General features: G+C 62.7%; 25 protein-coding genes. 12 read left to right on the top strand and 13 right to left on the bottom strand.

Going from position 1 to position 25,841, the window contains the following annotated elements; genetic code table 11:
* Positions 1–9 precede the first annotated feature (9 nt).
* A complete protein-coding gene (locus ABVQ20_RS31335) occupies positions 10–207 on the top strand; it encodes a hypothetical protein (RefSeq protein WP_354463565.1) in 198 nt (65 codons plus the stop codon).
* Positions 208–515: 308 nt separating this feature from the next.
* Positions 516–2,417: a potassium transporter Kup gene (locus tag ABVQ20_RS31330; protein WP_354463564.1), complete on the top strand. Its 1,902-nt coding sequence runs from the start codon at positions 516–518 to the stop codon at positions 2,415–2,417.
* A 44-nt stretch (positions 2,418–2,461) separates the two neighbouring features.
* Here the strand turns inward: ABVQ20_RS31330 and ABVQ20_RS31325 are convergent, their stop codons facing one another.
* The 8 genes from ABVQ20_RS31325 to ABVQ20_RS31290 all read right to left on the bottom strand — a co-directional run bounded on the left by ABVQ20_RS31325 (position 2,462) and on the right by ABVQ20_RS31290 (position 9,151).
* Positions 2,462–3,865, bottom strand: coding sequence for a c-type cytochrome (locus ABVQ20_RS31325; RefSeq protein ID WP_354463563.1), 1,404 nt, complete (start codon positions 3,863–3,865; stop codon positions 2,462–2,464).
* Complete coding sequence (locus tag ABVQ20_RS31320) at positions 3,862–5,496, bottom strand: GMC family oxidoreductase (protein WP_354463562.1); 1,635 nt, start codon at positions 5,494–5,496, stop codon at positions 3,862–3,864. Before ABVQ20_RS31320 ends, ABVQ20_RS31325 begins: the two co-directional genes overlap by 4 nt.
* A gap of 9 nt (positions 5,497–5,505) precedes the next feature.
* Positions 5,506–6,006 carry a sugar dehydrogenase complex small subunit gene (locus ABVQ20_RS31315; RefSeq protein WP_354463561.1) on the bottom strand — a complete coding sequence of 167 codons (501 nt, stop codon included), beginning with the start codon at positions 6,004–6,006 and terminating at the stop codon, positions 5,506–5,508.
* Positions 6,007–6,120: 114 nt separating this feature from the next.
* A complete protein-coding gene (locus ABVQ20_RS31310) occupies positions 6,121–6,693 on the bottom strand; it encodes an NADPH-dependent FMN reductase (RefSeq protein ID WP_354463560.1) in 573 nt (190 codons plus the stop codon).
* 190 nt (positions 6,694–6,883) lie between these two features.
* Positions 6,884–8,086, bottom strand: a complete 1,203-nt coding sequence (locus tag ABVQ20_RS31305) for a DUF930 domain-containing protein (RefSeq protein WP_354463726.1) — start codon at positions 8,084–8,086, stop codon at positions 6,884–6,886.
* A gap of 48 nt (positions 8,087–8,134) precedes the next feature.
* Positions 8,135–8,293 (bottom strand): hypothetical protein, encoded by a 159-nt coding sequence (locus ABVQ20_RS31300; RefSeq protein WP_354463559.1) that lies wholly within the window; start codon positions 8,291–8,293, stop codon positions 8,135–8,137.
* Between the two features lie 5 nt (positions 8,294–8,298).
* Entirely contained in the window at positions 8,299–8,796 is a 498-nt protein-coding gene (locus ABVQ20_RS31295; protein ID WP_354463725.1) for an RES family NAD+ phosphorylase, read from the bottom strand.
* Positions 8,797–8,800: 4 nt separating this feature from the next.
* Positions 8,801–9,151 (bottom strand): MbcA/ParS/Xre antitoxin family protein, encoded by a 351-nt coding sequence (locus ABVQ20_RS31290; RefSeq protein ID WP_354463558.1) that lies wholly within the window; start codon positions 9,149–9,151, stop codon positions 8,801–8,803.
* Between the two features lie 277 nt (positions 9,152–9,428).
* On the opposite strand from ABVQ20_RS31290, the gene ABVQ20_RS31285 reads away from it, so the two are divergent.
* On the top strand, positions 9,429–11,045 hold the full coding sequence (locus ABVQ20_RS31285; RefSeq protein ID WP_354463557.1) for a GMC family oxidoreductase: 1,617 nt from the start codon (positions 9,429–9,431) through the stop codon (positions 11,043–11,045).
* Between the two features lie 23 nt (positions 11,046–11,068).
* Here the strand turns inward: ABVQ20_RS31285 and pdxR are convergent, their stop codons facing one another.
* Positions 11,069–12,565, bottom strand: a complete 1,497-nt coding sequence (gene pdxR, locus ABVQ20_RS31280; RefSeq protein ID WP_354463556.1) for a MocR-like pyridoxine biosynthesis transcription factor PdxR — start codon at positions 12,563–12,565, stop codon at positions 11,069–11,071.
* A 141-nt stretch (positions 12,566–12,706) separates the two neighbouring features.
* Between pdxR and ABVQ20_RS31275 the strand changes: the two genes are divergently transcribed.
* The 8 genes from ABVQ20_RS31275 (at position 12,707) to ABVQ20_RS31240 (ending at position 20,128) form a co-directional block, all read left to right on the top strand.
* On the top strand, positions 12,707–13,810 hold the full coding sequence (locus ABVQ20_RS31275) for a mandelate racemase/muconate lactonizing enzyme family protein (protein WP_354463555.1): 1,104 nt from the start codon (positions 12,707–12,709) through the stop codon (positions 13,808–13,810).
* Positions 13,810–15,288 carry an aldehyde dehydrogenase family protein gene (locus tag ABVQ20_RS31270; protein ID WP_435528462.1) on the top strand — a complete coding sequence of 493 codons (1,479 nt, stop codon included), beginning with the start codon at positions 13,810–13,812 and terminating at the stop codon, positions 15,286–15,288. Before ABVQ20_RS31275 ends, ABVQ20_RS31270 begins: the two co-directional genes overlap by 1 nt.
* Positions 15,289–15,422: 134 nt before the next feature.
* Complete coding sequence (locus tag ABVQ20_RS31265) at positions 15,423–16,502, top strand: extracellular solute-binding protein (RefSeq protein ID WP_354463553.1); 1,080 nt, start codon at positions 15,423–15,425, stop codon at positions 16,500–16,502.
* Between the two features lie 72 nt (positions 16,503–16,574).
* A complete protein-coding gene (locus tag ABVQ20_RS31260) occupies positions 16,575–17,642 on the top strand; it encodes an ABC transporter ATP-binding protein (protein WP_354463552.1) in 1,068 nt (355 codons plus the stop codon).
* Positions 17,643–17,645: 3 nt separating this feature from the next.
* Positions 17,646–18,515 carry an ABC transporter permease gene (locus tag ABVQ20_RS31255; protein ID WP_354463551.1) on the top strand — a complete coding sequence of 290 codons (870 nt, stop codon included), beginning with the start codon at positions 17,646–17,648 and terminating at the stop codon, positions 18,513–18,515.
* Positions 18,516–18,517: 2 nt separating this feature from the next.
* Positions 18,518–19,387 (top strand): ABC transporter permease, encoded by an 870-nt coding sequence (locus ABVQ20_RS31250; protein ID WP_354463550.1) that lies wholly within the window; start codon positions 18,518–18,520, stop codon positions 19,385–19,387.
* Between the two features lie 112 nt (positions 19,388–19,499).
* Positions 19,500–19,745: a type II toxin-antitoxin system Phd/YefM family antitoxin gene (locus ABVQ20_RS31245; protein ID WP_354463549.1), complete on the top strand. Its 246-nt coding sequence runs from the start codon at positions 19,500–19,502 to the stop codon at positions 19,743–19,745.
* Entirely contained in the window at positions 19,742–20,128 is a 387-nt protein-coding gene (locus ABVQ20_RS31240) for a type II toxin-antitoxin system VapC family toxin (protein ID WP_354463548.1), read from the top strand. The genes ABVQ20_RS31245 and ABVQ20_RS31240 overlap by 4 nt, the downstream gene beginning before the upstream one ends.
* A gap of 36 nt (positions 20,129–20,164) precedes the next feature.
* Here ABVQ20_RS31240 and ABVQ20_RS31235 read toward each other — a convergent pair whose 3' ends face one another.
* Positions 20,165–21,196: a bile acid:sodium symporter family protein gene (locus ABVQ20_RS31235; RefSeq protein ID WP_354463724.1), complete on the bottom strand. Its 1,032-nt coding sequence runs from the start codon at positions 21,194–21,196 to the stop codon at positions 20,165–20,167.
* A gap of 93 nt (positions 21,197–21,289) precedes the next feature.
* On the opposite strand from ABVQ20_RS31235, the gene ABVQ20_RS31230 reads away from it, so the two are divergent.
* On the top strand, positions 21,290–22,132 hold the full coding sequence (locus ABVQ20_RS31230) for a LysR substrate-binding domain-containing protein (protein ID WP_354463547.1): 843 nt from the start codon (positions 21,290–21,292) through the stop codon (positions 22,130–22,132).
* A 149-nt stretch (positions 22,133–22,281) separates the two neighbouring features.
* Here the strand turns inward: ABVQ20_RS31230 and ABVQ20_RS31225 are convergent, their stop codons facing one another.
* The 3 genes from ABVQ20_RS31225 to ABVQ20_RS31215 form a co-directional block, all read right to left on the bottom strand.
* On the bottom strand, positions 22,282–22,998 hold the full coding sequence (locus tag ABVQ20_RS31225) for a GntR family transcriptional regulator (RefSeq protein WP_354463546.1): 717 nt from the start codon (positions 22,996–22,998) through the stop codon (positions 22,282–22,284).
* A gap of 156 nt (positions 22,999–23,154) precedes the next feature.
* A complete protein-coding gene (locus tag ABVQ20_RS31220) occupies positions 23,155–24,630 on the bottom strand; it encodes an amidohydrolase family protein (protein ID WP_354463545.1) in 1,476 nt (491 codons plus the stop codon).
* Positions 24,620–25,816 (bottom strand): amidohydrolase, encoded by a 1,197-nt coding sequence (locus tag ABVQ20_RS31215; protein ID WP_354463544.1) that lies wholly within the window; start codon positions 25,814–25,816, stop codon positions 24,620–24,622. The genes ABVQ20_RS31220 and ABVQ20_RS31215 overlap by 11 nt, the downstream gene beginning before the upstream one ends.
* Positions 25,817–25,841 lie beyond the last annotated feature (25 nt).

The following is a 25,841-nucleotide window of genomic DNA, read 5'->3' as shown; positions in this document are numbered from 1 at the left end:
GTGGTATCGATGACAAACTTTAAGGTCGAAGAGATGGAAGGCGATAGTGCCGTGCGTGAAATCTCAGTCGTTGCCTTGAGCCGAGTTCATGCGGTGATGAAGACCGTGAATAGGCCGATCAAGGCGGGCCGAGAGCAAGGCAAAAGGTGGATTCGCGTCACGCAAAACACCAGCGGGTTGACGGGAGTTTTTCACGTCACGGATTAAGCCGCTAGGCAAGGGCAGAATCCCGCCGATCGCGGTTTGTGTCGCCAGAGTTTGGACGTTCTGGTTGAATCAGGGGATTGCGAGCGTCGGATTTGTGATTGAAGGGCATTCAACACATCCTCGCCGAGCCCTTGGCGCGGACCGGAATTGTCTGTCGACCTGGGTACCGCAAGAACCTGTGCGCCGACGCCAAGGGCGTATCGCCCATTCACCAGGGCTTGTTGCCTAAGTTCGCCGCGGCCTTGCGGTGAAGGCGGTTTGTCGAGACAATTGCGAAAGACAATCAAGAAAGAAAAGGGGAGCGCGACATGACGGCCGCCGTCCAGGATCATGGGCACAGCCGCGTTCGGGCGGCGACGGCCCTTGCCTGCATGGGGATCGTTTTCGGCGATATCGGTACGAGTCCTCTTTACGCGCTGCAGGTCGCAATCAATTCGGCGACGCCGGCGGGGAGCAGTCCCGCCCCGCAGGCGATCATCGGCATTGTTTCGCTGATCTTCTGGTCGCTCATCGTCGTCATTTCGATCAAATATGCGATCCTGATCATGCGAGCCGACAATCACGGCGAGGGCGGCATTCTCGCGCTGCTCGCACTGGTAAGCCCGCAGCGCGCCAGGCAAAGCCGCGCGCGTGCGCTGATGGTGATGGTCGGCCTCTTCGGCGCGACGCTGCTCTACGGCGACGGCGCAATCACGCCCGCCATGTCCGTGCTCAGCGCCATCGAAGGCCTCAAGGTCTATGCGCCACAGTTGGGACATGTCGTCGTCCCGCTGACCGTCGTGATCCTTGTCCTCCTGTTCCTTGTCCAGAAGAAGGGCACGGGCTGGATCGGCGGTATCTTCGGGCCGGTCATGCTGGTCTGGTTCGCGGTTATCGGTGTTTTGGGCATCAGCGGCATTGTGAAGGGGCCGGCGATCCTCGCCGCCCTCAGCCCCTGGCCCGCCATCGACTACCTCTGGCACGCCGGGCCGCTCGCCTTCACGGTAATCGGAAGCGCCTTCCTCGCGGTTACCGGCGGCGAGGCGCTCTATGCGGATATGGGCCATTTCGGGCCGTTCCCCATCCGTGTCGCTTGGTTCGGCGTAGCGCTGCCGTCGCTGACGCTGAATTATTTCGGGCAAGGCGGGCTGCTGCTGGCTGATCCGTTGGCCATTGAAAATCCTTTTTACCGCCTGGCTCCCGAATGGTCGCACTACGGACTGATCGTGCTGGCGACGGCGGCGACGGTCATTGCCTCGCAGGCGATCATCACGGGCGCCTATTCGCTGACACAGCAGGCGATCCAGCTTGGCTTCCTGCCGCGCATGAACATCATCCACACGGCAGGGCACGAACGCGGGCAGATCTATATTCCGCTGGTCAACTGGACGCTGGCCGTTGCCACGCTCACCGCCGTGCTTGGCTTCCGCTCGTCGGATGCGCTAGCTGGCGCTTATGGTATTGCAGTGTCGCTGCTGATGGTGATCACTACGGTTCTCGCTGCTTTCGTCGCGCTGCATTGGAAGCACAATCCGTTGATTGTTCTTGTCGTTAACGGCGGCCTCTTCCTGCTGGAACTCCTGTATTTCGCATCGGCCTCGACGAAACTGCTGGACGGCGGCTGGTTCCCGCTGACGATTTCCCTCATCATCGCCTTTCTCATGGTGACCTGGCGCCGCGGCCAGGAGATTCTGGACAAGGCACGCCTGGCTGTTCGCCAGACGGTCGCCGACTTCAATGCCGGCATCAAAGCCAATCCGCCCTTCCGCATCCCCGGCACCGCTGTCGTGCTCGGCCGCTTGACGAAAGGCGTTCCGCTCGCTCTTTCGCACAACCTCAAGCTCAACCATGTGCTGCACGAGAAGGTGCTGCTGGTCGCGATCGAAATCGCGGAGACGCCACGCGTGCCCGATGAGGAGCGGGCCGTCATCAAGAAGATTTCAGACGACATATCCCGCGTCGAGCTACGCTACGGCTTCATGGAGAATCCAGATGTGCCGGACGGTCTGAAGACGGCGCTCGCACGCGAGCAGATCGACAAATGCGAATTGTCGAGGATCACCTACTACACCGGACACGAGACGATCATTGCCGGCGGGCTGTCGCACGGGATGGCGCGTTGGCGCGAGCGTCTCTTCGCGCTCATGCACCACAACGCGCAGCGGCCCGGCGCCTATTTCAGCATCCCTGCCGAGCAGGTCATGGAAATCGGGGTCGAATTCAAGATCTGACCGGGATCTGTCGAGCCGCGTCGGTGCCGCATTGCCGACGTCGCTCAAGCCTGCGTCGCGGTTCCTCTTTTCCTCCACCAACGCAACCAGAGGACGATGAGCCCGATTAGCGCCAACGCCCCTACCGCCAAGGCTGCTTGAGCGATTGTCGCCAGCATGGACTTTGCCGGCCCCGCCCGCAATTCGGCGACCTGAGCCGCTGTAATCGTGCCTGCAGGGTTGCCAAAATGCTGGACAAGATACGAACCCAGGGTGGCGACCTGGACGTCGGACAGTTGCTTTTCGAAGCCCGGCATCAGCACGTCCGGTTGGCGATGAACCCCCTCTAGCATCACCATCACCAGATTGTTGGTATTGGCCCGGCCCAGCGCGGTGTTGTGCATCAGCGAAGGTAGGCCGCCCTCGAAACTGCCTTGCCCCTCGGCCTGATGGCAGGTCGCGCAGTAGGCGTCGTAGAGTTGCGGTCCGGTCATGCCGTCGCGATCCTGCGGCAACGCAACGCCACGGATGCTCGCCAGATCGTCGGACGGGCTGCCCCATGCAAAGACGGGCTTCGTGTCGGACGGATCGTGAACCGGCGGGATTGTCTTCAGGTAAACCGCGATTGCCTGCAAATCGTCCCCGGTGAGAAGATGGAGGCTGTTGTCGACGGCTTCGGCCATTGGGCCGGCCGCCTGGCTCTTGCCGATGGCGTGGCCGTCCCGCATGTAGGCCACGAGTTCCTGGACGCTCCAGCCGCCCACACCGCTGTTGGGGTCGGACGTCACGTTGGGCGCATGCCAGAAGCCGACGTCGCCGCCGGCCATTGCCTGCGATGTCGATTCCGCCATGAACAGGTTGCGCGGCGTGTGGCAGGTTCCGCAATGGGCCGGGCCGCGCACCAGATAGGCGCCACGGTTCCATTCGGCGCTCTGCGCGGGATCCGGCTTGAACGGGCCGCCGTCGAGGAACAGCAGATTCCAGGCCGCCATCGATAGGCGGATGTTGAAGGGGAATGGCAGGCTGGTCTCGGCCGGACGGGTTTCGACCGGCGTCACGCCATTCATGAAATAGGCATAGAGCGCGGCGACATCGTCGTCCGACAGCAGCGCATAGGACGTATAGGGCATCGCCGGGTAAAGCCGCTTGCCGTCCGCCCGCACGCCCTTGCGCACCGCCGCGTCGAATTGTTCAAGCGTATAGTTGCCGATGCCGTTTTGTTTCGATGGCGTGATGTTGGTCGACACGATCGAGCCGATGGGCGTCGGGATGGCCAGGCCACCGGCCATCGGCTCGCCACCGGGCGCGCTGTGGCAGGCGACGCAGTCGGATGCCGTGGCGATATATTTGCCGCGAGCGATCAAATCCGCGTCTGCGGCAAGGGCAGGGCCGACGACAACCGAGGCGGCTGCCGACAGCGCGAGCGCCACCGTTACGCGCCTGGACAGGCGTGACATCAAGCGGCTCATGTCTTGGCCTCGCCTGCAGCGGTACCGGTCGAAGCCCCTTGCTGCTCCAGCATGCGCGCGACAGCGCGCAGGGCCACCGCCAGGGCGTTCTCCGTCGAGTTGCAGGTCGCAGATGTCGGCAGCACGCCGGTGCCGGCGAGGAACAGGTTGTCGTGGTCGTGCGCGCGTCCCCATTGATCGCAGACCGAGGTCTTGGGGTCGCTGCCCATGCTCACCGTGCCGCAGATATGCTGGTTGTTGGCGAAGTCGCCATCCTTGCTGAAGCGCAGATTGGTGCCGCCCATCATTTCGGCAATGCGCCGGAAATCCTGCTGGGACCGCTCGTGGCCGCGCTTGGTGTAATCGGCGATCGAATAATGCGTCACGGGCTTCGGGATGCCCATCGCGTCTTTCTCGGAACTCAGGGTAATGCGATGTTCCGGGTCCGGCAGCACTTCGAGCACGTTCTTGACGTTCATCTCATGGGCCGCGCTGAAGCGCAGCCGCTTTTCCAACTCGCTGCCGTAGACGCCGGCCGCGATCAGGCTCTTCGTCGAACCGTCGACGCGCGAGATGTTGGTGAAATCGAGCCGGTAGGGCGCATGCTCGGACCGGAACGCGCCGTCGCGCATGGTGTTGATGGAACTCGGGCTCTGCGGTCCGCGCCCTAGCCACACTTCCTCGTCCGCATCGAAGGTCAGCGAGGTGCTCGGGTGATCCATGAGATTGCGGCCGACCATGTCGGAGCTGTTGGCTAGACCCTTTGGAAACTTGTCGCTCGCCGAAAGCAGCAGCAAGCGCGGGCTTTCTATGCCATTCGCGGCGACGATGAAGGTCTTGCCGGTAACGCGATGCGTTGTTTTGTCGGGGTCATAATAGAGCGCCGCCGCGACACGGCCCGTCTCGTCGTGTTCGAGCGTGTAGACATTCGCGTTTGGAATGAGCTTTGCACCGGCCGCTTCCGCGGCGTCCGCGGCAAGCCCGCCATGAAACTGCGCGTCGATGGGGCAGATCGGCTGGCAACTGTTGTTGCCGCAGCAGGCCGGTCGTCCGTCATAGGGGCGGCTGTTGCGCGCCGTGGTGTTGGCAACCACGCTGTAGTCGGGCACCAGCCGCTCGCGTAGACGGCGCATCGCATAGGATTCGGTGACGGGCTCCATGGGAAAAGGCTTGTTGCGCGGCGAACCGGTGTTGGGGGCGCCCGATACGCCCATGATCTCCTCGGCCTCCTGGTAGAAGGGTTCGAGGTCTTCATAGGTCATGGGCCAGTCCACGCCGACGCCGTATTGGCTTTTGATCCGGAAATCATTGGGCAGGTTGCGCCAGGCCTGGGCCGCCCAGTGCCACGTCGTGCCGCCGACCTGCCTGATGTACTCGGCCGCGTAAGGATAGGGACCGGCCTGCATGAGATAATTGTTCGACACCGGCTGGTAGACCGGATGCGGTGCCCAGGCCGCGGGCGGATAGGGCGACATCCAGTCGCTGCGGCGCGGCGAGTTGCGAAAGCGCGCCACCAGCTCTCCGCGCGTAACGCGCGGGCCGGCCTCGAGAATGATCACCGACGCCCCCGAGAGCACAAGCTTGCGCGCGACCAGCGAACCGATGATCCCGGACCCGACGACGACAAAATCCGCTGATGATGCGTCGGCCATGATGCTTCCTCAGGTTGGTTTTCGAGCCCAGCTTCCGTAGCTGCCATAGGCATAGGTCGGCGGCTTCAGCACATCCGCGACCGCTTGTGCATTGAGCGCGGTCTCGAATGCGAGGCAGCGCGCATTGGCTCCGTCGCCGACGATACCCAGGTACCAGGCCGTCACGATTCGTCCCGGCAAGGTGCTGAGCGGAGACTTTTCGGTGTCCAGCGTCGTCTGCAACTGCATCGGATCGATCTTGCGCTGCTCGATCATGTCGAGCAGCGACTTCACCGCCGCCGGGAACCCCTGGTCATCGGCGACAAGCGCCTTGTAGAGCCGCAGCGCCTGGGCCGAATCCAGCGATTGGCGACCTGCAAGGATGGCCGACAGTGCCAGGAATGGCGCGGTGTCGGCGTCTGTCACTTCCTGGGCCAGCGCCCACGGGATCAAGGATGCGGTGTAGGCCGAAACCAGCCCGAAAAGCAGCAGCCGCCGGGTCGGGTTTGGCGGGTCGGCAAACGGTTCCATGGGCCTGTCCTCAGCGGCGCGATTTGAGCGCCAGGCGGATCACGAATATCCTCCCACCGACGTTGACTTGGGTCGTGGGATGACCCGCCGCGTTCAGTCGGCCCGGAGCTTGCATCACGCGTCCTTGGGAAGCACCTGAAGGACCCGTGCAATGAACATATGGAACTCCGACATGTAGTTGCGCAGGAACTCCTCTGTGGCCTCGACCGTGACTTCGCCGCTGTCGGTGATCAGGCCCGGCGTGAACTGGATATAGGCTTCCGGGGCGTTCATCTGCGGCGAGTTGCAGAAGCTGAGCACGCTGCGCAGGCTCTGCTGGGCGACTGCCGTTCCGATCGCGCCGGGTGTTGTGCCGATGACGGCCGAAGGCTTGCGGGCGAAGGAATTCTTGCCATAGGGGCGGCTGGCCCAGTCGATGGCATTCTTCAGCCCACCCGGGATCGAGCGATTGTATTCCGGCGTGATGAAAAGGACGGCCTCGACGGCGGCGATGGCAGCCTTGAAGGCCCGCGCCACGGGCGGGAAGTCGGCGTCGTAGTCGTAGCTGTAGAGCGGCAGATCCTTGAAGGATATCTCCGCCATTTCAAGTTCCGGGGGAGCAAGCAGGACCAACGCCTTTGCGAGCTTGCGGTTGATCGAAGCCTTGGCAAGACTGCCGATGAGGTAGCCAACTTTATGCACCGTCATAAGACCCTCCATAATGAGCCGATCGGGTGAGGCGCCGCAACTGGGAGAGTATGGGCGCTTTCGCCAGGTTTGTCATGGACGTTCAGGACAATCGACAAGCCCGAACCAGAAATATCAGGTCCTGACCACGCCCGCCTCCGGTGGCGCATAAATGGTCATGCATGCTTCAGATCTTGTCGAATCCTCCACCCTAGTGAGCAGATAGTCCGTAGCTTGCCCATTCGTCGGGCGGGATCGGAGTTCCGACACTGAAAGCCAAGGACAAGACCTTCGTCGCATTGGCGTCGACCTCGCATCGGTAGCTCAGCCTGTACACTGTTGTTGCTGTGGGCAAGGCGGTGTCCGGGACGTCAAGGACATTGCCCGACTTCAGCGAGAACTTTGGGATCAGGACGGGGAAATAAGAAGCGTCCAGCAGTTGCCGCTCCAAAGCGCTGGAGCAAAGTTGGGCTGCCCGCTCACCGCGAGGCACGCCGGCCATCGAGGTCGTGGCCAGCGCATCGCCGGTAGCGCCTTGCGAGTAGAGCTTGCGGACACCCGGAAGGCCCGAATAGCCCTGCGATGCGGCGATGGGCGCGTCCGTGGGGCTTGGCTTCCCAGCGCTCCCGCTTGCCGACTTGAAGGCCTTTGCAGGGCTGGGCTTCGGCGCATCCGCGGGTCTGGGCAGCGGCGCTTCAGCCGACGTGGGAAGCTCGATCTCGCCATCGCCGCCGGTTGCGGCCAACGCTGCTGGCGCCGCGGCTGCCTGCTTGTCTGCGTCCGGGGTTGCCTGCTTCTCCTGTGTGGGCTCGGTTTCCTTCGCGGCGGTTACGGGCTTCTCCGCGGCCTTGGTTGGATCCGCCCGCTGCTCGGAGTCCGCGGAAGCGGCAGTTTTGTTCTCCGCATCCTTCACCGCGGCAGACGGTTTCGAATCGTCTTTCTTTGCCGGCGGCGGCGAGTTGTCCTGCGCGCTAGCCCCATCCAGGGCTTTCCTCGGGCCTGTATCCTTGTCGCCGAACTGGAAAACAGGCTTCAGGACCTCGATTGGCGAGGGCGTGGATGGTTGCTTTTCCGGCGGAGGCGGCTTTTCAACCTTCGGCTCGGGTGGCTTTTCAACTTTGGGCTCGGGTGGTTTTTCAACCTTCGGTTTTGGCGGCTTGTCGACCTTGGTTTCCTTTGGGGGCGGCGCAGGAGCAGGTTTCGGCTTGGGCTGCTCGGGCGGCGGCACCAGCGCGACATTCACCGCTTGCTCCTCCTGCGGCTGCTGGGGAGGCGTCGGCAGGCCGTAGACCAGGAGCGCCATGATGAGCGCGTGCAGGATCAGCGCCGCGGACAAGCCCCACAGCAAATCTCGACGCTCTTGTCGTGCCTCATCCTTCATCTTGCCTGATGTGGAGCGAAATAGCGGCGGCATCAAGCATAAGCCCCGGAGTGGCGCAATTTGGCCCTGACAGGTTCGTGATCAAGGTGGCCACTCAAGGCGGAACATAGCCGCCACTATCGTGACCTCAGGCGGGATATCCTTGCATGCGGGCAATTGGCCTGGATCGAGGCTGATCTCACAAATTGCGTCGCTGATGCCGGCAAATTCAAGGGTCGCCATCTGATCGGCAAGCGTCATGTCAGCTACCTCGACAGACGCTTCTCGTCGTCGATCAGCAGCAGGCGGGTGGGGGCCGCATCGCCCCACTTCCAAAGCACGAGGTTCAGATCGTCAGCGGTCGTGGCGGGAGCGAAGCTCCTGACCAGCAAGCCATGATAGCCGCGCGCGATCAGCTTGCGCGCGAAAGTCTGTGTCCGCGCTTCCCCGCTCGCCTTCATCTGGTCGCGCCAGGTGCTGTCGGCGAGAGCAGCGGAATCCATGCCTTGCGCCTTAAGCCCGCCTTCGTCCCGGCAATCGAACAGGCGGTCAATTTCCGCGTCGTAGGAGACAAGCGTGGTCGGCTGGAGATTGCCGACCTGGTTGGCTTCGCGTAGCGCCGTCATCACCGATAGCGACGCATAGAGAGCCGGCATGCCCTTGGGGTTGAACCGTCCGCCGTAGAGTTCGGCCCCACGGCCCGAAAGCGGCTCGCGTGCAAAAATGGGGTTCAGCGCTCGATAGAGCTTTCCGCGATACTGCACCGTGTCAGGCGTGCACGCCGGCGTCGATCGCGTCGACATAGTCCAGCACGTCGTCCGCACGGCCGCTGCGCACGAGCTGCATGGCCGTCTGGCCCGAAAAGCCCGGCAGCGGCTCCGAGCGATACCAGGCATAGGCCATCAGTTGCGAACCGAAACGCGGCTCGACCTTGTTGATCACCTCGACCATCTCGCGCAGCCGGCGCTGGGTCTTGTCCGACCGGATACGGTCCTTGCGCTGAACCGCGTCCCTGCCAAGCCCCGCCGTGCGGGCGACCTCCTCGCTGGTCGTGCGGAACGCTTCCGCGATCTTGCGTGGCGCGAAGAGTCCATTGTCGGAATACTGGACGAGACCCATAACCATTTCCTGTCGTCATTTTCGCCACTTGATATGACGCAATATGGCGTCATTTAACGCGGCATTCAAGAGGATTCGTGAGATGAGGGCGGAGGGAGCGACCGTGATGTGCATCACCGTCATGTTCATGGAAATCCGGAAGTTCCATCCTCATCGAGCCAAAGCTGGACGCGGAGGCTGGCGTCCAGGCCCAAATTGGCTGTGAACTCTTCCTGAAATGGCTCCTTTGCCGTGCGCGTCCCTGCTGTAGAAGCGAGCTGATTGCAGAGGGCAGACATTGGCCGAGTTCGATTTCATTGTTGTTGGCGCCGGCTCGGCGGGCTGCGTGCTTGCCAATCGTTTGACCAGATCGGGGAGGCATCGCGTCCTGTTGCTGGAGGCCGGCGGCAGCGACCGTCGCTTCATGATCCGCATGCCGATCGGCTATGGCCACAGCTTCTACAATCCCAAGGTGAACTGGAAGTTCGAGACCGGGCCGCAGGAAGCGCTTGCCGGGCGCAGCAGCTATTGGCCGCGCGGCAAGGTGCTGGGCGGGTCGTCCTCCATCAACGCCATGGTCTATGTGCGTGGTCAGCGGCACGACTTCGACGATTGGAAACAGGCCGGCAATCCCGGCTGGGGCTGGGATGATGTTCTGCCCTTCTTCAAGTCGATCGAAACCTTCGAGCGGGGTGGTGACGCCATGCGGGGCGACAATGGCGAGTTGCACGTCACCGACATGGCCCCATCGGTGCATCCGCTGTGCAAGGACTGGCTGCTGGCCGCCGAGCAGGCCGGTTTCCACAGAACGCCTGACTACAATGGCGAACAGCAGGAAGGCATTTCGGTCTATCAGATCAGCGCGAAAAAGGGGTTTCGCGCCTCGTCGGCGACAGCCTTTCTGCACCCTGTCACCGGCCGTTCGAACCTGAAGGTCATCACCGGCGCATACGCCACACGCATCCTTTTCGAAGGCTCGCGCGCGGTCGGCGTCGAGTATGAGGTCAGCGGGATCAGGCAGACCGCGAACGCCAGGCGGGAAATCGTCCTGTCCGCGGGCGCGGTGCATTCGCCGGCGCTGCTGCAGCATTCGGGCGTTGGTCCCGGCACTGTGTTGCAGAGGTTCGGCAAGCCGGTCGTGAAGGACATGCCGGGGGTTGGGCAAAACCTTCAGGACCACCTTGGCATCGACTATCTCTATCGCTCGCGCGTGCGCACGCTCAACTCGCAACTGCGTCCCTGGTGGGGCCGGCTGCTGCTTGGCGCGCGCTACATTCTGTTTCGGGATGGGCCGCTGTCGCTCAGCGTCAACCAGGCGGGCGGCTTCGTCAAATCCAGTGACGGTCTCGATCGGGTCGATACCCAGCTCTACTTCTCGCCGGTCAGCTACAGCAAGCCGACGCCCGGTGTGCGGCGGCTCACGCTGCCTGATCCGTTTCCCGGCTTCTTCATCGGCATTCAGCCCTGCCGGCCGACGAGCCGCGGCTCCATCGCCATCGGATCACCGGATGCCAAGGCGGCCCCGGTCATCGAACCGAATTATCTTTCGGCGCCGGGGGACATGGAGCAGATGCTTGCCGGCGTCCGGCTGATACGCCGCATAGCCGCAGCGCCAGCCATGCGCGACGTCATCATCGATGAGATGAAGCCTGGCCCGGCGACGCAGGGCGAGGATGCGCTGATCGCGGATATCCGCGCCCGTTCCGGCAGCGTGTTCCATGCGTCCTGCACTTGCCGCATGGGACCGGATGACGGGCGCAATGTGGTCGATGCGCGGCTGCGCGTGCACGGTCTGCAAGGGCTGCGCGTTGTCGATGCTTCGGTGTTCCCGAACGTGACATCCGGCAACATCAACGCGCCGACCATCATGGTGGCGGAAAAGGGCGCGGCGATGATCCTGGAGGATGCGCGCTAAGTCCGTCGATCGGTTACGGGGCGCTAGCGCCGGTTCTTCTCCAGGACGCCGGCGAGCGTCTCCACGCCCTTGCGAATGGTGCGCTGATCGATCGCGGCAACGCCAAGCACCACCCCACGGTCGGCGTCGGATCGTTCAATGCAGAACCGCCCGATCGGCGAAACGGACAGGCCGGCGGCGTCCGCGTCCGCGCAGACCTTGTCTTCGTTCATAGCGGGCGTACCGAAAGTGCCGACTAGGTGAAAGCCGGCGACCGAGTTGTGAACGTTCAGCAGGCCCTTGAGCTGCTTGCTCGCCGCGTCATGGAAAGCGGCATGGCGCCCGGCATAGATTTCGCGCATGCGGCGTAGATGCGTGGCGAAATGACCATCCTCGATGAAGGCGGCGAGAACGGCCTGGATGCTCGAAGGGACCCCCTGCAGGAAGGCGCCTGAAATGCGCTGGAAGGTGGAGACCAGCGGTTTTGGCGCGATGTAGAATCCCAGGCGCAGCGCTGGAAACATGGTTTTGGAAAATGTGCCGACATAGATGACGCGATCGGCCGTATCGGCGCTCTTCAGGGTTGGCAACGGCCGTCCATCATAACGAAACTCGCCGTCGTAATCATCCTCGATGATCCAGGCGCCTTGCTGGTTGGCGGCGCTCAGCAATTCGCTACGCCGCCGAAGGCTCATCTCGACGCCCATTGGATGCTGGTGCGACGGCGTCACGAAGGCGAGGCGGAAATCCGGTGCCAGGCGCAGCCCGGCTTCGACGGATATGCCTTCCCGGTCGACCGGCACCGGCACCATGCGTGCGCCGCAAGCGATCAGGCTATTGCGCGCGCCGATGGCGCCGGGATTCTCGAACCATACCGGATCGCCCGGATTGAGGAGTACGCGGCCAATGAGGTCGAAGGCCTGCTGGGCGCCATTGACGATGAAGATCTGTTCGGTGTCGCAGGACACGCCGCGATTGGCCCGCAGATGCTCGGCGATTGCCGCGCGCAGCCGCGGATGGCCGTGGGCGTCGGAATACCCCATGATCAGGTCGCGCGGCTCGCGCCAGTGCTTGGCGGTCAGGCGCGCCCAGATCGCCAGTGGAAAGGCGTCATAGTCGGGCAGGCCGGTGATGAAGGCGCGCGGCCTGTGCGGATGAGCCAGCCGCTGGAAAAAGCGCGGCGAGGCGTCGGCGATGATATCGGCCAGCCTTGTCGACGACGGCGCCGATGGCGGCGTTATCGCCAGGGGCTGCGTCGGCTTGCTGGTCTCGGCCAGGTCGGACACGTAGGAACCGGAGCCGGTTCGCGAGACGATAAGGCCTTCGGCTGCCAGGCGTTCGAACACGGACAATGCCGTGGTGCGCGAAATATCGAGCTCCTTCGCCAGGGTGCGGCTCGAAGGCAGCCGCTTGCCGCTCGGCAAGGCGCCGGAGGTGATCAACTGTCGTACGGCGGCATAGACCTGGGTGGTGATCGATTTGTCCAGCGAACGGTCGACGGCGATCGCGAACAGCAATTCACCGGCAGACCGTTTCACCATCTGACCATCGCCTCGGTTTGAGCGTTATTTGCATTTCATCGGGATAACCGGCTTTCGGATTTTTCGAAAGTGGACCTTACCGGGCATGTGGTTGCGATTTCATAGTCCCAGCCGATACCCCCACGTTTTCCGAGGTCCGACTTGAAGATCAAACGCATCGAGACGTTCACCACGCAATATGTCGGCTTCGTCCGTATAACGGATGAGGAGGGCAGGCAGGGCATCGGTCAGGTGTCGACCTACAATTCCGACATCACGTCGGCCGTCTTGCACAGGCAGGTCGCGCCCTATGTGCTTGGCGTGGCCTTCGACGACATCGACGCGTTGACCGATCGGGTGATCGAGCGCGAGCACAAATTTCCCGGCTCCTACATGAAGCGGGCGCTTGGGGGCCTGGACACGGCCATCTGGGATTTGCGCGGCAAGCTGGCTGGCCTGCCGGTCGTCTCGCTGCTCGGCGGCACGCCCGGCAAATTGCGCGCCTATGCCTCCTCCATGAAGCGCGACATCACGCCGGCCGCCGAGGCCGAGCGTTTCAAGCGGCTGCAAGGCGAGTTCGGCTTCGATGCTTTCAAGTTTCGCGTGGCTGCCGAATACGGCCATGACGTCGACGAGTGGCCGGGGCGGACCGAGGAGATCGTTCCAACCATCCGCAAGGCTCTGGGTGACAAGGCAGCCCTCCTCGTCGATGCCAATAGCGGCTTCTCGCCCAGGCGCGCTATCGAGGTCGGCGCCATGCTCAAGGACAACGGCGTCGAGCATTTCGAGGAGCCGTGCCTGTATTGGGAGTTCGAGCAGACCAAAGAGGTTGCGGATGCCCTCGACATCGCCGTGACCGGCGGCGAACAGGATTGCGAGATCCCGACCTGGCGCCACATGATCGAGATGCGCGCCGTCGACATCGTGCAGCCGGACATACTCTATCTCGGCGGCATCAGCCGTACCTTGCGCGTGTGCGCCATGGCCAGGGCGGCGGGCCTGCCAGTGACGCCGCACAGCGCCAATCTTGGCTTGGTGACGCTGTTCACCATGCATCTGCTGCGCGCCATCGAGGGCGCCGGCAAATATCTCGAATTCTCCATCGAGGGCCCGGATTACTATCCCTGGCAGGACGGTCTGTTCGTCAAATCGCCTTATACGGTCGAAAACGGCATGGTTGCCGTGTCGGACGAGCCGGGGTGGGGTATCGAGATCGATCCTGAATGGCTTGCCAAATCCAGCTACCAGATGAGCGAGGTCGCGTGATGGCCCCCATGCCCGCCGCGAACAATCCTGATTTTGGTCCTCTGCCGTCGCGTCATTTCATCGACGGCGAATGGCGGGCGTCGTATTCGGGGGCGACGATGCCAACATTCGATCCCGGCAGCGCCGAGATCCATGCGGAATTCGCAGCCGGCGGCGCCGACGATATCGCGGATGCCGTTGCCAGTGCCCGACGGGCAGGGCAGGGCGAATGGCGCAAGCTCTCACCCGCCGAGCGGGGGCGCATCCTGGCGAAGGCCGCAATCCTGATCCGTGAAAATGCCGAGCGCCTGGCCGTGGCGGAAGTGCTCGACAGCGGCAAGACGCTTGCCGAGGCGCGGGGCGATGTCCGGGGCTCCGCCCGTGCCTTCGAATATTATGCCGGGGCGGCCGACAAGCATGAGGGCAAGACCTATCCGCTTGGCCCCGACTACACCTCCTATTCGATCGAGGAGCCGGTCGGCGTCACCGCGCATATCGTGCCGTGGAACTATCCGCTGTCGACCGCCTGCCGCTCGATCGCACCGGCGCTCGCGGCCGGTTGCACGGCCGTGGTCAAGCCGGCCGAGCAGACGCCGATGACGGCACTGCTTCTGGCGGAGATCCTGGTCCAGGCCGGCCTGCCGCGTGGCGTCTGCAATGTCGTGACCGGGACGGGCACCGGCGCCGGCGCGCCGCTGGTGTCCCACCCCGATGTCCGCCATGTCACCTTCACGGGGTCGACGGCGACGGGCATCCATGTGATGAAGGCGGCGGCGCAGAACATCGCCTCGGTCACGCTCGAACTGGGCGGAAAATCGCCCAACATCGTGTTGGCCGACGCCGATATCGATCTGGCGCTCGACAATGTCGTCGGTGCTATCTTCGAGAATGCCGGCCAGATCTGTTCCGCCGGTTCGCGGCTGGTGATCGAGCGCTCGATCCATGCCGAGTTCATCGAAAAGCTGGCCGCCCGTGCACGCGCCCTGCGCATCGGCCATGGCCTGTCGGAGGGCATCAATTTCGGTGCGATCAATTCGGCCGAACATCTGCGCAAGGTATCCGCCTATGTGGCAGGCGCCAGGGCGCGCGGCGTCGAAGTTGCCGTTGGCGGCAACGCCACAACCGACCCCGCTACCGGGAAAGGCTGGTTTTTCGAGCCGACCATCCTCGATCGCGTCACATGGGATGACCCGGTCGTGCAGGAAGAGATTTTCGGGCCGGTGCTTGCCGTGCAGGTCGTCGACAGCGCCGAGGAGGCGATCACTGCCGCGAACTGCACCGACTTTGCGCTGGTCGCCGGCCTTTTCACGCGCGATCTCTCGAAGGCACATCGTATCGCCAGGGATGTCGATGCCGGCCAGGTCTATGTGAACGAGTATTTTGCCGGCGGTATCGAGACGCCGTTCGGGGGCAACCGCCGTTCCGGCATCGGCCGGGAAAAGGGACTGATCGCGGTCGCCAGCTATTGCAAGACCAAGGCGGTGACGATCCGTCTGTAAGCGGAGGCGCTTGGTCAAGCGGTATGATCTTTCAGCGAAAGTGGACCTTTTTGACCAGCAGCGTCCCTCGCATGGTGATCTGGGAAAAATGAGCCTTGTCGAAATTCGAAGCAGGCCAACAACGGGAGAACTCGATGATTTTGAAGAAACTTGCGGCAGGTTTGATCGGCGCCGTGGCGCTGATGACGATGTCGGGCATCGCCCATGCGGAAAAGCTGCGGCTTCTGACCTGGGGCGGCTATGCGCCGGACAACGTCGTGCAGCTGTTCGAGAAGGAAAATCCGGACATCGAGGTCGAGGTGACCCTCTCCAACAATGAAGAGATGATCGCCAAGCTGCGCGCCACGGGCGGCGCCGGCTTCGACCTGGCGCAGCCGAGCCATGACCGTATCTTCGCCGCGCAGAAGGAATACGAGATCTACAAGCCGATGAACCTGTCGAAGATCGACACGGCGGTGATGCAGGACAATCTCCTGGAGGCTGTCAAGGCCAATGCCACCATCGACGGCAAGGTCTACGCCGTGCCGCATCAGTGGGGCACGTCCGGCCTGATTGCCGACATCAGCAAGGCGCCGAACGTCAAGGGCTGGGGCGACCTGTGCGATCCGCAATACAAGGGCCGCACCTCGATGCGCCTGAAGCGCACCATCCTGCTGGGCACCGCCTTCTCGCTTGGCAAGGATCCGTTCGCGCTCTATGCCGACAAGGCGGGGTACCAGAAGATGCTTGACGAGGTGACCGAGAAGCTGATCGCCTGCAAGAGCAATGTGAAGACCTATTGGAACGGTGGCGACGACCTTGCCACCCTGCTGCTCTCCGGCGAAGTGGTCGCTTCGGAAACCTGGGATTCGACGGCCTTCAAGCTCTATGGCCAGAACAAGAACCTGGTCTACATCCCACCAGCCACCGGTGCATTGGCCTGGATCGATACCTTTGCCATTCCGCGCAAGGGCAAGGCCGACGATGCCGCCTACAAATGGATCAACTTCGTGCTGCGTCCCGACATCGTGAAGCTGATGTCGGACTCGACCGGCGCCATCTCGGCGGTCAAGGGTGGCGTCGACCTGCTGCCGGACGACAAGAAGGCCGCTGTGAAAGTCGCTTTCGACGACAAGGCCATGGCCAATCTGAAATTCTTCGCCAATATCCCGCCCGGCATCGAAGATATGGAAGGCAAGGCGCTGGAACGTATCAAGGCCGCGACTTCGAACTGATCCAATCAGCTGCCGGTCCGCGAGGCGCATATCGCCCGCGGGCCGGCGGCACCGGCTTTTGGCGACCCCCTTATGCATGATCTTCAGTGCCAGGACCTTATCAAGCGATTTGGTCCCTTTGTCGCGGTCAACGGCGTTTCCTTCGACGTGCCGCGCGGTTCATTCTTCTCGATCCTCGGTCCTTCGGGCTGTGGCAAGACGACCTTGATGCGCATGATAGCTGGCTTCGAGTCACCCAGCAGCGGTGACATCCGCATCAAGGGTGCCTCGGTCGTTTCAACGCCGCCCAACAAGCGCAGCGTCAAGATGGTGTTCCAGCACCTGGCCCTGTTCCCGATGATGAATGTCGGCGAGAACATCGCCTATGGTTTGCGTTGCCGGGGCGAGAACAAGGCCGATATCGGCCGCAAGGTCGCAGCGGTGCTCGATCGCGTCGGTTTGCCGGGGGTTGCCGAAAAACAGATCTCGCAATTGTCCGGCGGCCAGAAGCAACGCATCGCCATCGCTCGCTGCATGGTGCTCGAACCCGACGTCCTCCTGCTCGACGAACCGCTGGGCGCTCTTGACCTGAAGCTTCGCGAACGCATGAAGATCGAGCTGAAACTCCTGCAGCATCAGTTCGGCACCACCTTCCTCTACATCACGCACGATCAGTCCGAAGCCCTGGTCATGTCCGACAATGTCGCCGTCATGAATGCCGGCCGCTTCGAGCAGATCGGTTCGCCGCAGGAACTCTACAACAATCCCCGCACGGGCTTCGTCGCGGGCTTCGTCGGCGACAGCAACCGCTGGCCGGGTCGTGTGACCGTCGTGGATCGAGGCGAGGCGCGCGTGGAACTTCAGGGCGGCGGGGAGGTGATCGCCGCGGCCGGAGATGGCAATGTGAAAGCAGGAGCCAATGTCGAGGTCTTCGTGCGGCCGGAGGTCATTTCGCTCGGCGCGGCCAAGGACGCCAACGTCATGACCGGCACCGTCGACAGCTTACTGTTCAATGGCGCCAGCAGCCGCATCCTTGTGCGGACCGGCGGCGGCAACCTGGTCGAGGTCGGCCACGCCGGGACATCCGCCATCAAGTCCGGCGACACGACCGAGATCTCCTGGGCGCGCAAGCATGCCCTGTGCTTCACCATGGCGGGATAGGCCATGGTCCGTTCCGATGCCGGCAAGCTGTCGCTGATCCTTCTGTTCATGCCCTTTGCCCTGTGGCTCGTTCTGTTGATCCTGCTGCCGCAGGTCGGTATCGGCTACCTGTCGCTGCGCGAGAAACTAGGCCCCGGCGAGTACACGTTCGGCGTTTCCAACTATGTCGACTTCATCCGCGAGCCGATCTACTGGAACACGCTGTTGCGCACGGCCTGGATGTCGATCCTGGTGACGATCCTGGCGCTCATCGTGGGCTTTCCGGTCGCTTACTACATTGCCAAGATCGCCCGCCAGCGTTCGCGCGCGGCTCTGTTCCTGATGTGCCTTATCCCGCTCTGGGTCAGCGATCTTGTCCGTGCCTTTGGCTGGATCGTGCTGCTGCGGGAAACCGGTCTGATTTCCGGCCTCCTGCAGAAGGTGGGGTTGATCAATGGCCCTGTCGAGCTGCTGTACAACGACGTAACGGTGGTGATCGGTCTCGTCTACACCGTCGTGCTGTTCATGATCGTGCCGCTGGTGTCGACGCTCGACGGCATGGACGATGCCATGATCGAAGCCGGCTACAATCTGGGCGGCAGCCGGTTCACCGTGTTCCGGCGCATCGTCGTCCCCTATGCCATGCCTGGCATCGTTGCCGGCTGCATCATCGTCTTCATGCTCACCGCCGGCAGTTACCTGACGCCGATCCTGCTCGGCGGCAAGAACAGCATGTGGTTTACCGAACAGATCTATGAGCAGTTCGTCACCCGCTACAATTGGGAGTCGGGTGCGACCTTCGGCGTGCTGTTGCTGGCCTTTACCTCGCTTGTCGTCTGGCTTGGTCTGCGTCTCACCGGCCAGAGCCTGGCCTCCACCGTGGCGAAGGACTAGCCATGAACGTCGCCGCGCCGCAGTCGACTGCCCTCCGCCTGATCTATGGCGGCTATATGCTCGTCTTCTTCCTCTACCTCGCTGCGCCACTGGTGGCGGCGGGGGTGTTTGCCTTCAATGATTCCCTGTTTCCGGCACTGCCCTGGAAAGGCTTCACCCTCGACTGGTTCTTCGGCACCAGCGAACCCAAGCTTGGCATGTTCCATGACCGGCGCCTGATGGAAGGGCTGTGGAACTCCCTCTATATCGGTGCGATCGTCTCGGTGCTTTCCGTGGCGGCCGGCACCTGCAATGCCTTCCTGTTCGAGCGCAAGCAGTTCCCCGGCAAGAGCCTGCTCTATGTGCTGATGATCGTGCCGTTGGTCATCCCCGGCGTTATTCTTGGTATTTCGATCCTGGTCTTTGCCAGCATGATTGCAAACGGCGTGGAGGATTCCTTCGGCTGGGACATGGATTTCCTGCGGCCCGGCACTTTCCTGGTCGTTCTCGGCCAGTTCTCCTTCCTGGTGACCATCACCTCGCTGGTGATCGCCGCGCGCTTGCGCAAGTTCGACGTGGCGCTGGAGGAGGCGGCCTTGAACCTTGGCGCATCGCGCGTACGGGTGCTGGCGACGGTGACGTTGCCCTATCTGGCGCCGGCACTGTTTTCGGCCTTCGTGGTGGCGTTCCTGGTATCGTTCGAGAACTTCAATACCACGCTCATGCTCGTGGGCTCCGACTCGCCGCTGACGATCACCATGTATGATCGCATGGCGAAGGCCGGCTCGACGCCGGTGCTGAATGCCGTGTCGCTTTTCCTGATGGTTGCGTCCGGCCTGCTGGCTTTGCTCAGTGTCATCGCCCAGAGGGGCAAGGAACCGGCCAGTAGCTGACGGAGATCGAGAGCCGGTGCGTCATCGTGCGGCCCCCGCGAGGCCAGCCGCTTGCCTTGAAAATCAGGAGAAAATAGACTAAGTCCTATGAACTAAGTCAGGGAATCCGGCAATGCGCACCGTCAATATCCATGAGGCCAAGACGCATCTCTCGCGCCTTGTCGATCGGGCGGCCAAGGGTGAATCCTTCGTCATTGCCAAGTCGGGCAAGCCGATGGTGAAAGTTGTGGCGATGGACACACCTCCCACCTCTGAAACGCGCCGTGTTGGGTTCATGGCCGGGCAATTTTCCGTCCCGGAGGATTTCGACCGCATGGCCGGCGAGGAAATCGAGAAGATGTTTGGCGGCGACGCGTGAAGCTGCTGCTCGACACGCATCTTCTGCTGTGGGCGGCGGCCGAGCCCTACAAGCTTCCGCTCACCGCCGTGGCGGAAATCGAGAATCCCGACAACGACCTCATGTTCAGCGCCGCCAGTCTCTGGGAAGTCGCGATCAAGCGTGGCTTGGGTCGCGCCGACTTCAGCGTCGACCCACGTCTTCTGCGCCGAGGCCTGCTCGACAACGGCTATCATGAGCTGCCTGTCACCAGTGAGCATGCCGTGGCCGTGGATGGGCTTCCCCCCATCCACAAGGACCCGTTCGATCGTCTCCTGATAGCCCAATCGATCGTGGAAGGCGTCACATTGCTGACCGTTGACGACCTTGTTGCGCGGTATCCGGCACCCGTCCGTCGACTTTGACCAAGTTGCCCTCGATTTCAATGGGAGATCAGGCGTTCAAGCCGGAATCCTGACAGTCGATTGGCCCTGGGCCGCCGAGGTTGTGGGCTCGGACTGTCGGACGGCTGAGCGCAGCGCTGCCCTGGCATATTTCTGCGCGATCATGGCGCAGACCATGAGCTGGATCTGGTGGAAGAGCATCAGCGGCAGGACGATCGCGCCGACGCCCTGGCCGGCAAAGATGACGTTGGCCATCGGGACGCCGCTGGCCAGACTTTTTTTCGAGCCGCAGAATGTGATTGTGATTTGGTCGGCCTTGTCGAAGCCGAGAAGCCGGCTGCCATAGGTCGTGAACAGAAGCACCAGGCCGAGCAACACCATGTCGGCGACAACGACCACGGCGATGTCGCGCAGCGAGAACATGTGCCACAGCCCCTCGGCGACCGCCGTGCTGAACGCCAGATAGACGACCATCAGGATCGAGCCGCGATCGACCGGCATCAGCAGTTTCTTTTGAGAGCGTATCCAGTTGCCGATCCGCGGTTCCAGGATCTGTCCGAGTGCAAAGGGCAGGAGCAGTTGCACCAGGATCTGGCTCACCGCGTCCCATGAGAACGCGCCATGCCCGCCGATCGAGAAGAGCAGTCCGACGAGCAAGGGTGTCAGGAACATGCCGAAGATGTTGGAGGCGGATGCCGAGCAGATGGCCGCGGGAACATTTCCGCCGGCCATCGAGGTGAACGCGATCGAGGATTGCACCGTCGATGGCAGGACGCAGAGAAACAGGATGCCGAGGTAGAGCGGCTTGGGCAGGATCGAAGCTGGCAGATAGCCGAGTCCAAGACCCAGCAGCGGGAACAGGCCAAAGGTCGTCAGAAGGATGACAAGGTGCAGGCGCCAATGCATCAGGCCGGCAACAACCACATCCCGCGAGAGCCTGGCGCCGTGCAGGAAGAACAGAAGCGCCACGGCGAGATTGGTCGCGGTCGCGAACCATTTCGCGAACACCCCGGTTGCCGGTGCAATCGACGCAAGCGCGACGGTGCACAAGAGGAGGATCAGAAAGGAGTCCGGCAGAAAGCGGCGCATGGCATGTTCGTTCCAGAGTGTGGTCAACGCCGCCTTTTCCTACATTGCGAAATGAGATACAAGAAATAACAGTTATTGCAATTTGGGATATCAATGCTCGACCTGGTCCAGCTCCGCAGCTTCGTCACCGTCCAGGAAATGGGAAGCTTCACCTTCGCCGCCGAAAGGCTGGGGCTCGGTCAGTCCACCGTCAGCCAGCACATCCGCAAGCTGGAGGTGGCGATTGGCAGGCAGTTGCTGGCGCGGGACACGCACAAGGTGGTGCTGACGCCCGATGGCGAAGCCTTGCTTGGTCATGCCCGGACCATGCTGTCGATAGAAGGGCAGGTGCAGGCGCTTTTCACCGCGCAGAAGCTGCGCGGCACCTTGAGGCTCGGCGTGTCCGAGGACTTGGTCACCAGCCGTCTGCCGGCGGTGCTGGAGGATTTCGTCCGATCCCATCCATCCGTTGATCTTGAACTGACCGTTGCGCTCAGCGGCACGCTCTACGAGATGCAGGACAATGGCGAACTCGATCTTGTCCTGGCAAAGCGCCGGCTTGGCGACAGCCGTGGTCGGCTCGTCTATCGCGAGCCACTTGTCTGGCTCGCCCGCGATCCGGAACACGTTCTGTCGTTGGCGGCCTTGCCGTTGATCGCCTTCCCGCCGCCAAGCGTCACCCGCAGCATCGCGCTGGAAGCGCTCGAGCGGCACGGCATGCCGTGGCGCATCGTCTGCACCTGCGGCAGCTTGAGCGGCCTGACGGCCGCCGCCCGCGCCGGCATGGGGGTTTTGGTGCAACCGCAAAGCATGTCTCCTCCAGGCCTGAAGGAGATCGGCCATCTGCCGCAGCTGGAGGATGTGGAATTCGTCCTCATCCCGAGCAAGGGCGCCGATCGGGCGCTCGTCTCGGCACTTTCCGAGGATATCCTGACCAAGGTGAGGGGTCTGCGCTGAAACCATTCGCATGACGATGGCGGCCGCCTTGCCGGATAAGCGGCGGGCGGCTCGCGCGATCCGCTGTGCATGGGGTCGCGGCGGACGAGAATCCAGTCCCGTTGACCGACGGGCCGGTCGAGCGTCGTCGCTTCGACCGATTCAGGAGATCACAGGCCCTCTTCCCGCGCATAGGCGGCGAGGAGATCGGGGAAATCATTCCCTGGATTGGCTTTCAACAAGGCGCGCGTGGTGATGGCGTCAATGTGATGTTCCATCAGGGCGGCTGCCTTGTTCCGGTCGGAAACGGCCAGGGCGGCAATGATTTCGCGGTGCTCCGACACGGCGCAATCCGACGAATGCGGCCGTCCGTAGAGCGACAGGATGAGCGACGAGCGCGAAACCAGTTCCGTGACATAGCGCAGCAACAGGTCGTTTCCCGTCAGCGACGCAAGCAGCACATGAAATTCGCCGGCCAGTTGGATCGACGACGCCGTATTGTTGGCCTTGGCCATGTCCTCGGCGTCGACATGGGCTTCGAGCTGTTTGATCTTCTGCGGCGTCAGCTTGCCGATCAGCGTATCGACCACCAGCGCTTCGAGTGCCCGGCGCACCTCGAATATGTTGTGGCCTTCCTCAAGGCTCGGCTGGGCGACACAGGCGCCCTTGTGCGGGCGCAATTCGACCAGGCCTTCGCCGTTCAGCCTTGCCAGGGCCTGCCTGACGATGGTGCGGCTGACGCCCAGCCGCTCGCCGATCGAATCCTCCGGCAGTTTCGTGCCCGCCGTCAGCGCCTGGTCGAGTATGACGCGCTTCAAGGTGCGATAGACCGCATCGGACTTGGAGACCGCGGATTTCGGGTTTTTATTGCGAATGTTGATTGTCATCATCGATCCTGAATTCTTATCCAAGCGCACAAGAAGAAGAGCATTCGCAAAGCTGGAGTTTAGAGAAGTTAACGGTCCGGCGTCGAGGGCATAAATCTGTCGGCCCGCGTGCCAACAAGATTATTCCCGATGGCTGTTCGATGGTTTGGAAAGCCCTCATGCCACGAATGTCCGATAGCTGGGAGGGAAAATCTCGGCGACGTTCGGATGCCGCCAGGTGCGTTGCGGGTAGCGCTCGACAAGCCGTTCGAACTGGGCCTGTGCGCGCCGGTGGGCCGCATCGAAGTCGAAGTCCGGAATGGTTCGGCCGCTCATCACCGTGCGCCCGTCGATGATGACCGTGTGCACGTCGCGCCCGCTCGCGGACGTCATCAGGCAGGCGATCGGATCGATAACCTGGCCAAGATGATTGCCGGACAGGTCGAACACGACGATATCCGCGGCTGCTCCCGCTTGCAGACGTCCGAGATCAGGCCGCCCGAGCGCATCGGCGCCGCCAATCGTCGCCGCGTCATAGAGGTCGGCGGATGTCGGCGTTTCCATAGTGCCCGCCATGATCCGGCCGAGCATCAGGCCGAGCTGCATGTTCTGCACCATGTCCGGCGGCCAGGTGTCCGTGCCCATTCCGATGCGCAGGCCCTTGCTGCGAAGGCGGGAGAAATTGTCGAGCGCCACGCCATGCCTGGCCATGACCAGCGGGCAATGGACCAATGTCGCGCCGGAACCGGCGATGATTTCTAGGTCGTGGTCGTCGGCATGGGTGCCATGCGGCAGCAACGCCCGTTCGCTGAGAAAGCCGATGTCCCGGAGCCAGCGGGCGGACGTCGTGCCGAACCGGCGGTGAACCGTCTCGACCTCGAACGAAGACTGGCAGCAATGCAGCCGGACCGGCACGCCGAGATCGCGCGCGGCATCGGCGGTCCTGCGCATCAAGTCGGCGGTCCAGAACTCCACCCGGTCCGGCGCAAGCATCGTACGCACCAACCCGCCAGAGCGTCCTTCGTGCTGCTTGCAAAAGGCGATGGCATCCTCCAGGCCTGCCGCGCCGCGCTCTTCGTCCACCTCGACGACGATGCTGCCGTCCGCTTCGATAACGGAATGTCCGGCGCGAAAGGCAGGCCCCAGATAGGTGCGAAGCCCCAATTCCGCGGCGCTTTCGGCGGCGGAAGCGAACTCGTCGGATGTTTCGTTCCACGCACGGTAAAACAGCGATGCGATCGGCAATGCGGTGGTGATGCCGTTGCGGATTATCTGCGCGAAAGCATAGTGTTTCTGGAACGCCAGTTCGTCGCGGTCCAGCATTTCGGCTGGCCCGGCTTCCACATAATCGCGCGGCCAGACGCGGCCTTTTTTCCAGCCCGGTTGATGATCGAGGCCGAGCACGCCGGTATCCAGGTCCGAAAGCGCGTCCAGGTCGATGAAACCCGGGCCTATAAGGGCCATGCCATGGTCGATCCGCTGTTTTACCGGCCCGGCATAGTGATGGCCGACGAAGACGATCCTGCCGTTTTCGTAGACGACCTCACCATTCTCAAGCAGGACGTGGCGTCCGTTCCGATGGCCGACAACCCATCGGGCGGTAAGCAGGAAGGCTCCGTCGTCGCGCCGGTTCGCCTGATGGCTATGCGGCATCGGGCAGATCTCCGCTCAGCACACCATCGCGCACCAATATGCGCCCACCACGGATGACCGTGCGCTTTTGCGGGGTAAGGGCGACGGCTTCCGCCAGGGTCCGCGCGCCAACCAGCACGACATCGCCATGGCAACCCGGCGAAAGCCCATAGTCGGTCAGGCCAATACCCTGCGCGCCACCAAAGGTGCAAATACGCGCCGTCTCTTCCAGATCGGCATCGTTGGTCATGCCGTTGCGCTGCGCCAGATATTTGGCCCGTTCCAGCATGTCGCCATTGCCCCATGGCTCCCAGGTGCCCTGGATGCCGTCGGAACCGGATGCCACGACGAGACCGGACTGGCGCATCATGCGCAGCGGAACCGCCGGTGCGGACGGGCTGCCGACCGTCATGACGGCGATGTTTTCGGCGACCAGCGCATCGATCAGCGCATGCTGCCTTTGCGTATCCAGCATGCCGAGGCAATAGGCATGGCTCGCCATGACGCGACCCTGGAGGGAAAGCGCGCGCGTCCGTTCGACGATAAGTTCGAGGCAGAAGGCGCCCAATTCTCCCGGCTCGTGCAGATGAATGTCGATCGGCTTGCCGTATCGATCCGCGAGCGCGAAAATTGCGTCCAGATGCTCAACCGGGTCCCGCTCGATCGTTGCCGGGTCGATGCCGCCAACAATATCGGCTCCAGCCTTCAGCGCCTCCTCCATCAGCGTCAGCGTGCCTTCGCGCCTCAGCATGCCGCTTTGCGGGAAGGCGACGATCTGCACGTCGACCAGTCCCTTGAAGGCTTCCCGCGTTGCAATGACGCCCTCGATGTTGGCGATGCCGATTTCCGTATCCACGTCGACGTGGCTGCGGATATGCGTCACGCCGAAAGCCAGCGTCTGCACGACCTGGCGCGCCGATTGCCTGCGCGCATCAATGCCCAGCTCCCGCTTGGCGTTCCGGTCGGCCAGGATTCTGTCGCTTCGTGTCGGGCCGACACGATTGTGAAACCAGTCCATGCCGACAAGCGTCTTGTCGAGATGCGTGTGCGCCTCGACAAGGCCGGGCAGGGCGACCTGTCCGCGCCCATCGATCTCCTCAGCCGCTTCCCCGCCGATTGCTTCCGCGAACCGACCGTCGCGAATATAGAGATCGGTCGCGGTGCCGCCCAATGGCCTGACATTACGGATGAGAAGGTCTTCGGTCATTTGGGTTCCCACTGTTCGCGTAACG

It is taken from the genome of Mesorhizobium shangrilense (genome assembly GCF_040537815.1).
GTDB lineage: Bacteria > Pseudomonadota > Alphaproteobacteria > Rhizobiales > Rhizobiaceae > Mesorhizobium > Mesorhizobium shangrilense.
The sequence above is the reverse complement of the archived record's forward strand: the minus strand, read 5'-3'. Positions and strand labels throughout refer to the sequence as shown.

Coding starts and splice junctions, on each gene's coding strand:
- ABVQ20_RS31265 (WP_354463553.1), top strand. CDS start 15,423: ATGATTTTGAAGAAACTTGCGGCAGGTTTGATCGGCGCCGTGGCGCTG.
- ABVQ20_RS31325 (WP_354463563.1), bottom strand. CDS start 3,865: ATGAGCCGCTTGATGTCACGCCTGTCCAGGCGCGTAACGGTGGCGCTC.
- ABVQ20_RS31220 (WP_354463545.1), bottom strand. CDS start 24,630: ATGCCGCATAGCCATCAGGCGAACCGGCGCGACGACGGAGCCTTCCTG.
- ABVQ20_RS31215 (WP_354463544.1), bottom strand. CDS start 25,816: ATGACCGAAGACCTTCTCATCCGTAATGTCAGGCCATTGGGCGGCACC.
- ABVQ20_RS31300 (WP_354463559.1), bottom strand. CDS start 8,293: ATGACGCTTGCCGATCAGATGGCGACCCTTGAATTTGCCGGCATCAGC.
- ABVQ20_RS31235 (WP_354463724.1), bottom strand. CDS start 21,196: ATGCGCCGCTTTCTGCCGGACTCCTTTCTGATCCTCCTCTTGTGCACC.
- ABVQ20_RS31290 (WP_354463558.1), bottom strand. CDS start 9,151: ATGGGTCTCGTCCAGTATTCCGACAATGGACTCTTCGCGCCACGCAAG.
- ABVQ20_RS31335 (WP_354463565.1), top strand. CDS start 10: ATGACAAACTTTAAGGTCGAAGAGATGGAAGGCGATAGTGCCGTGCGT.
- ABVQ20_RS31255 (WP_354463551.1), top strand. CDS start 17,646: ATGGTCCGTTCCGATGCCGGCAAGCTGTCGCTGATCCTTCTGTTCATG.
- ABVQ20_RS31310 (WP_354463560.1), bottom strand. CDS start 6,693: ATGACGGTGCATAAAGTTGGCTACCTCATCGGCAGTCTTGCCAAGGCT.
- ABVQ20_RS31250 (WP_354463550.1), top strand. CDS start 18,518: ATGAACGTCGCCGCGCCGCAGTCGACTGCCCTCCGCCTGATCTATGGC.
- ABVQ20_RS31260 (WP_354463552.1), top strand. CDS start 16,575: ATGCATGATCTTCAGTGCCAGGACCTTATCAAGCGATTTGGTCCCTTT.
- ABVQ20_RS31330 (WP_354463564.1), top strand. CDS start 516: ATGACGGCCGCCGTCCAGGATCATGGGCACAGCCGCGTTCGGGCGGCG.
- ABVQ20_RS31270 (WP_435528462.1), top strand. CDS start 13,810: ATGGCCCCCATGCCCGCCGCGAACAATCCTGATTTTGGTCCTCTGCCG.
- ABVQ20_RS31230 (WP_354463547.1), top strand. CDS start 21,290: ATGCTCGACCTGGTCCAGCTCCGCAGCTTCGTCACCGTCCAGGAAATG.
- ABVQ20_RS31320 (WP_354463562.1), bottom strand. CDS start 5,496: ATGGCCGACGCATCATCAGCGGATTTTGTCGTCGTCGGGTCCGGGATC.
- ABVQ20_RS31245 (WP_354463549.1), top strand. CDS start 19,500: ATGCGCACCGTCAATATCCATGAGGCCAAGACGCATCTCTCGCGCCTT.
- pdxR (WP_354463556.1), bottom strand. CDS start 12,565: ATGGTGAAACGGTCTGCCGGTGAATTGCTGTTCGCGATCGCCGTCGAC.
- ABVQ20_RS31305 (WP_354463726.1), bottom strand. CDS start 8,086: ATGCCGCCGCTATTTCGCTCCACATCAGGCAAGATGAAGGATGAGGCA.
- ABVQ20_RS31315 (WP_354463561.1), bottom strand. CDS start 6,006: ATGGAACCGTTTGCCGACCCGCCAAACCCGACCCGGCGGCTGCTGCTT.
- ABVQ20_RS31225 (WP_354463546.1), bottom strand. CDS start 22,998: ATGACAATCAACATTCGCAATAAAAACCCGAAATCCGCGGTCTCCAAG.